The 7,229-nt window shown below is 30.3% G+C and carries 6 protein-coding genes; 5 read left to right on the top strand and 1 reads right to left on the bottom strand.

What is annotated here, in order from left to right; all coding sequences use genetic code 11:
* Positions 1 to 103: 103 nt before the first annotated feature.
* A complete protein-coding gene (locus ABCM86_RS13865) occupies positions 104 to 958 on the bottom strand; it encodes a helix-turn-helix domain-containing protein (protein WP_343004192.1) in 855 nt (284 codons plus the stop codon).
* Between the two features lie 166 nt (positions 959 to 1,124).
* Between ABCM86_RS13865 and ABCM86_RS13860 the strand changes: the two genes are divergently transcribed.
* The 5 genes from ABCM86_RS13860 to fucP are packed head-to-tail and all read left to right on the top strand — an operon-like array spanning position 1,125 to position 6,953.
* Entirely contained in the window at positions 1,125 to 2,918 is a 1,794-nt protein-coding gene (locus ABCM86_RS13860) for an L-fucose isomerase (protein WP_295677706.1), read from the top strand.
* An 11-nt stretch (positions 2,919 to 2,929) separates the two neighbouring features.
* Complete coding sequence (locus tag ABCM86_RS13855) at positions 2,930 to 4,432, top strand: rhamnulokinase family protein (protein WP_195931526.1); 1,503 nt, start codon at positions 2,930 to 2,932, stop codon at positions 4,430 to 4,432.
* Positions 4,426 to 4,866 carry an RbsD/FucU domain-containing protein gene (locus ABCM86_RS13850; protein WP_195931525.1) on the top strand — a complete coding sequence of 147 codons (441 nt, stop codon included), beginning with the start codon at positions 4,426 to 4,428 and terminating at the stop codon, positions 4,864 to 4,866. The genes ABCM86_RS13855 and ABCM86_RS13850 overlap by 7 nt, the downstream gene beginning before the upstream one ends.
* Positions 4,867 to 4,887: 21 nt before the next feature.
* Complete coding sequence (locus ABCM86_RS13845) at positions 4,888 to 5,592, top strand: class II aldolase/adducin family protein (protein WP_195931524.1); 705 nt, start codon at positions 4,888 to 4,890, stop codon at positions 5,590 to 5,592.
* A 29-nt stretch (positions 5,593 to 5,621) separates the two neighbouring features.
* Complete coding sequence (gene fucP, locus ABCM86_RS13840; RefSeq protein WP_195931523.1) at positions 5,622 to 6,953, top strand: L-fucose:H+ symporter permease; 1,332 nt, start codon at positions 5,622 to 5,624, stop codon at positions 6,951 to 6,953.
* Positions 6,954 to 7,229 lie beyond the last annotated feature (276 nt).

Below are 7,229 nucleotides of genomic sequence, written 5' to 3'. Positions count from 1 at the left end.
AAAACACCTGCAGAGGTCTTCGCTGCAACATAAACATAAAATGTTGCACTTATATTGACAATCTATCATATAAAAAAATCTAATAATTAATAAATTTAAAGATTTAAAATATTTTTTTTATATATTGTTTTGGCGTTATACCTTTATATTTTTTAAATGTTTTTATAAAATAACTTACATCATTAAATCCACAGTTTATAGCGATATCAGTAACAGATAAATCTGTACTTAATAGCTGCTCGCATGCGATTTCTATGCGATAAAAATTTAAATATTCTATAGGAGTTTTATTGCTCATGTTGTTAAAGAATTTACATAAATATTTAGGGGTCATTCCAGCTACTTTAGATAAATCATTTAAAGATAAGGTTTGTGTGTAATTTTCTTCTATGAATAATAATACCTTTTTAAATAAAATAATTTTATCATTTGTCCTAAGAGACATATTATTATTAACAGTATAAAGTTTATTTTGAAGAATTATACCCAAAAAATTATATAGAGAGCCTTGTGTAATAAATTCATAACCTTCATATTGAGATGACAATGAATCGAATAAGAATTCACAATTTAGATTTAGCACTAGAATATTAGAAGGCATTTTTGGATTTATTATTTTATTATTATGAATAATATCTTGTAATAATTTTGTACAAGCATGATTTTGCTTTAAAAGTAAATTTATATCAAAAACAATACACTCGTAAATACAGTTATTAGGAGTTCCACCATGTAGTATTCCTGCTTGAATAAATAGTATATCTCCCTTTTTAGCTAAAATTTTCTTATAGTCGATTGTTATTAAAAATTCGCCTTTTAAAATTCTTATTATTTCACATTGAGTATGCCAATGATAAGGCATATCATACCTGGGATGACTTTGATCAACATGATAAAATTCTATTGGAAAATCAAATCTACCATGTTGTTTATCTTCTTTAAAATCAAAAAATTTCATATTTCTATTTACCCCCTTTTGTCACAAAAAGTGAAAATATTTATATTTTTTGACTATTATAACACAAGAATTGCAAAGTGAAAACGATTACAATGAAGATATAAATAAAGATTTAACAATGAAAGTATAAAAAATTAAAAAGTATAATGATGTGGAGGGAAATATAATGGCAAAGAGTAGACTAGTTGGTCAATATCCAGTTATAGGTATAAGACCTACAATTGATGGAAGAAAAGGAATATTAGATGTAAGAGGATCATTAGAAGAACAGACTATGAATATGGCAAAGTCTGCAGCAGAATTATTAAGAAGTAATATAAAGTATTCAAATGGAGAATCAGTAAAAGTTGTCATAGCCGATACTACAATTGGTAGAGTTGCAGAATCAGCTGCTTGTGCAGATAAATTTAGGAGAGAAGGCGTTGATATAACACTTACAGTTACACCTTGTTGGTGTTACGGTGCTGAAACTATGGATATGGACCCAATGACTATAAAGGGAGTTTGGGGATTTAATGGTACTGAGAGACCTGGGGCTGTTTACTTAGCATCTGTTCTAGCTACTCATGCACAAAAAGGCCTTCCAGCTTTCGGAATATATGGGCATGATGTTCAAGATGCAGATTCAACAGAAATTCCATCTGATGTAAAAGAAAAAATATTAAGATTTGGGAGAGCAGCAGTTGCAGCAGCTACTATGAGAGGAAAATCTTATTTACAAATAGGCTCTATATGTATGGGAATAGGAGGATCTATAATTGACCCTGCATTTATAGAAGAATATTTAGGAATGAGAGTTGAATCTGTTGATGAAACTGAGATAATAAGAAGAATGACAGAAGGAATTTACGACAAAGATGAATTTGAAAAAGCATTAAAATGGACAAAGGAAAAATGCAAAGAGGGATTTGATAAAAATCCAGATTATGTTCAAAAATCTAGAGAAGAAAAAGATAAAGATTGGGAATTTGTAGTTAAAATGATGTGTATAATAAAAGATTTAATGAATGGAAATGAAAATTTACCAGATGGATTTGAAGAAGAAAAATTAGGACATAATGCAATTGCTGCAGGATTCCAAGGTCAAAGACAATGGACAGATTTTTATCCAAACGGTGATTTTTCTGAAGCATTACTTAATACTTCATTCGACTGGAATGGGGCAAGAGAACCATATATATTAGCTACTGAAAATGATGTTTTAAATGGAATAAGTATGCTGTTTGGTAAATTATTAACTAATACTGCACAAATATTCTCAGATGTTCGTACATATTGGTCTCCAGAAGCAGTAAAAAAAGCAACGGGATATGATTTAGAAGGTATAGCGAAAGAGTCTAAAGGATTTATACATTTAATAAACTCAGGGGCATCTTGCTTAGATGGTAGTGGTCAAGCTAAGGATAAAGATGGAGCTAATGTAATAAAACCTTGGTTTGAAATAAATGAAGAAGATCAAGAAGCATTACTTTCAGCAACTACATGGAATTCTGCTGATACTGGATATTTCCGAGGAGGAGGATATTCTTCTAGATTTTTAACAGATGCACAAATGCCAGTAACAATGACTAGATTAAATCTTGTAAAGGGCGTAGGACCAGTACTTCAATTAGTAGAAGGATATACAGTAAAACTTCCAGATGAAGTATCAGATAAGTTATGGAAAAGAACTGATTATACGTGGCCTTGTACATGGTTTGCACCAAGATTAACAGGAAAAGGAGCTTTTAAATCTGCTTATGATGTAATGAATAACTGGGGGGCTAATCATGGCGCTATAAGTTATGGACATATAGGTGCAGACATAATAACATTATGCTCTATTTTAAGAATACCTGTAAGCATGCACAATGTACCAGAAGAAAATATATTTAGACCAGCTGCATGGAATGCATTTGGAATGGATAAGGAAGGACAAGATTATAGAGCTTGTCAAAACTATGGACCAATGTATAAATAGAAGGTGATAATATGAATGAGAGTGGACTAGAGAAAAAGGTATTGGCTTTTGACTTTGGCGCATCTAGTGGAAGAGCTATAATAGGAACCTTTGATGGAAATAGGATATATATTGAGGAAATACATAGATTTTCTAATGACCCAGTGATAGTTGGAGGGACAATGTATTGGGATATATTAAGATTATTCTTTGAAATTAAGCAAAGTTTAATAAAGTCTAAAAAGTACGGAAAAATAAGTAGTATAGGCATAGATACATGGGGAGTTGACTTTGCATTATTGGATGAATATGGACAAATATTAGAAAATCCTATCCATTATAGAGATGGTAGAACTGCTGGGATGATAGAAGAGAGTTTTAAAAAAATATCTAAAGAAAAATTTTATAAAATAACTGGAAATCAATTTATGGAAATAAATACAGCTTTTCAACTACTATCACTAAAACAAAAAAGATCATATCTGCTTGAAAAAGCAGATGTGATGTTACTAATACCAGATTTGCTTAATTATATGTTAACAAATAAAAAGGTTACAGAGATATCTATAGCATCCACTACACAACTTTTTGATGCAGAAAAGAGACAATGGTCTTATGAAATAATTGAGTCACTAGGATTGAATAGTAATTTATTTACGGATATTATTCCTAGTGGTAGTGTAATTGGAAAAATATCTGAAGATATAAGTGAAGAATTAAATATAGATATGTGTGATGTTATAGCAGTGGCAGGACATGATACACAATGTGCGCAAGTTTCTGTACCAACACAAGATGATGATTTTTTATTTTTAAGTTGTGGTACATGGTCTTTATTAGGAACAGAACTTGATAATCCTATTATTACAGAAAAATCTAGTCGTTATAATATAACGAATGAAAGTGGGTACCAAGGGAAAGTATCATTTTTAAAAAATATAATAGGATTATGGCTCATACAAGAGAGCAAAAGACAATGGCAAAAAGAAGGGAAAAGTTATACTTTTGGAGAGTTAGAAAAAATGGCAGAAAATGCACAACCATTTAGGTCATTTATAGATCCAGATGACCCGATATTTACTCCAGCTGGAAATATTCCAGATAGAATAAGAGATTATTGTAGAAAAACTAATCAAGATGTGCCTAGAAATGAAGCAGAAATAGTTAGGTGTATAAATGAAAGTTTAGCATTCAAATATAGAATAGCTTTAGAAGAAATAGAAGATTGTACAGATAAAAAATATTCTAAGTTATATATGCTTGGAGGAGGAACACAAAGTAGATTATTAAGTCAAATGACTGCAAATGCATGCAATATAAAAGTATATGGGGGGCCTATAGAAGCTACTGTATTAGGAAATATAGCAATACAATTAATCGCAAGTGGGAATATAAAAGACTTGAAAGAAGCTCGAAGAATTATTAATGATTCACATAATATAGACGAATATATACCTAAAGAATCCAAACTATGGGATAAAGAGTTTTCTAGATTTAAAAAAATAATAAAAAAAGGGGAATTAATTAAATGTTAAAAGGAATACCAAATATTTTATCTCCGGAATTACTAAAAGTATTATGCGAGATGGGACATAGTGATCAAATAGTTTTAGCAGATGGGAATTTTCCATCAGAGAAAATGGGTAAAGAGTGTAAAGTTATACGTTGTGACGGACACAGTGTACCAGAGATATTAGATGCAATATTATCTGTTTTTCCATTAGATACTTATGTAGAAAAGCCAGTAAGCTTAATGGCAGTTGTTGAAGGTGATAAAGTAGAGACACCTATATGGAATGTATACAGTAAAATAATCAAAAAATATGATAATAGGGGTAATGATGTTATTCAAAATATAGAAAGATATGATTTTTATGAACAAGCAAAAAAATCATATGCAATAGTTGCTACTGGAGAAAAGGCCCTTTATGCAAATATTATATTACAAAAAGGGGTAGTAGTAGATTAGTTAATGTAGGGGGAATTTTAAATGGATAAAGAAAAAGAATTAGGATATATGGAAATAAGAGAACAAATATGTGATGTTTGTCATAAAATGTGGCAATTAGGATGGGTAGCTGCAAATGATGGAAATGTATCAGTTAAGCTAGAAGATGGAACTTTTTTAGCAACACCTACAGGTATAAGTAAAAGTTTCATAACACCAGAAAAGATATTACATATAGATTCTAATGGAGAGGTTATAGAAGGACAAGCAGGTGCGAAACCATCTTCAGAAATAAAGATGCATTTAAGATGCTACGAAGAAAGAGATGATGTTGGTGCAGTTGTACATGCTCATCCTCCAACAGCAACTGGATATGCAGTAGCACATTTGGATTTAGATAGATACACAATGATAGAAACTATTATAGCTATAGGTTCAATACCAGTAACTCCATATGGAACACCGTCTACATATGAGGTACCAGATGCAATAGCTCCATATTTACAAGAACATGATGTATTATTATTAGCAAACCATGGAGCATTAACTGTAGGTGCAGATCTAATAACAGCATATTACAGAATGGAAACACTAGAATTATATGCAAAAATAAGTTTAACTGCTCATTTATTAGGGGGAGAAAAAGAAGTATCAAAAGAAAATATAGATAGATTAATTGGAATGAGAAAAAGTTATGGTGTAACAGGAAGACATCCTGGATTTAAAAGATATAGAAAAGAACAATAATTTTTACTATAAATTATAGGGGTGATATTATGGAAAATATATCAGATAATAAAAAAGATAGAAATAGTAAATTACCTATAGTGCCCAAACAGTATAGAGTACATTTTATAATGCTAATATCATGCTTTGTGCTTTGGGGGCTATTAAACAATATGACAGATAATCTTGTTCCAGCATTCGGAAGAATATTTATGCTAGAAGCTGCAAATGCATCTATGACTCAAGTTGCATTTTATGGTTCATACGCCGTATTAGCATTACCAGCAGCAATTCTTATAAAGAAATATTCTTATAGAACAGGGGTTTTAGTAGGATTAGGACTTTATATAATAGGTGCTATGGGTTATATTCCTGCAGCTATGTTACAGAATTTTAATTTATTTCTATTATCAGTATTTGTGTTGGCAGGGGGGCTTTCTATATTAGAAACAACATGTAATCCATATGTTATTTCGTTAGGGGATGAAGAAACTAGTGTTAGAAGACTTAATTTAGCACAAGCCTTTAACCCAATAGGATCTTTAAGTGGGATTATACTTGCAAAATATCTTATTTTAAGTCATTTAAATCCGGCTACATATGAAGATAGAATTGCAATGAGTCCAGAAGCTTTAAGCCAAATACGTAGTAATGAATTATTATGGGTTTGTGTACCTTATGTAGGATTAGTTATAATTGCAATTGTAATTTGGATGTTCTTTAAAAGAAGTAAAGATTCAGAAAAGGATATGTCTGGTGATTTAAATATACTTGATTCTATTAAAAAACTTATAAAAATACCTAGATATGCTTTTGGTGTAATTGCTCAATTTTTCTATGTAGGAGTACAAATATCTGTATGGACTTGGACAATACAATATGTTATGACTACAGTTGGTTTAAATGAAGCTGATGCAGCACAATATTATTTAATAGCTATAGTTTTATTTATAGCTTGTCGTTGGATATGTACAGCATTAATGAAATATATTGAACCGGCATTAATGATGGCGGTATTTGCAGTTGGAGGAATCTTAGCTAGTTTAGGAACAATATATCTACCTACAAGTCAATCAGTATGGTGCTTAGTTACAATATCTGCATGTATGTCATTAATGTTTCCAACAATATATGGTATAGCTCTTAAAGATTTAGGCGAAGAAGTAAAAGTCGGAGCAGCAGGTCTTATTATGGCTATACTTGGTGGAGCAGTAATAACACCTATAATGGGAAGATTTATAGATAATGGAATATTGTCTAGCATAACACCTATGTTTAATGGAGCAGAAGCTGCCGTAAGATCATCATTTTTAATTCCTATAATATGTTTTTCAATAGTTCTTATTTACTCATTATGCTTTAGAAGTAAAAAATCAGTATAGTATTTTTATATAATAAACTAATATTTATATATAAAATCAATTTAAAATCACAGTATTTTATTAGATGAAAGTTTAATAATATATTGTGGTTTTTTATTGAAATATCAACAATGATTATTATATTTAGATATGAATTTTTATTTGTATAAGATATATTAAAATAAAAATATGAAAAAATATTTTAAAAAAGTGTTGACGGATATATTTTATGGTGGTATAGTATTACTTGTCCTTGAGAGAGGGCAAGAACTTAGAAAGCGAGTAAGTCTGAAAGAG

The sequence above is a fragment of the Clostridium sp. 2218st1_F5_2218SCRN_220325 genome (genome assembly GCF_039062665.1).
Classification (GTDB): domain Bacteria; phylum Bacillota; class Clostridia; order Peptostreptococcales; family Peptostreptococcaceae; genus Intestinibacter.
Note: the sequence above shows the minus strand (reverse complement) of the source record. Positions and strands in the feature narration are given on the sequence as shown.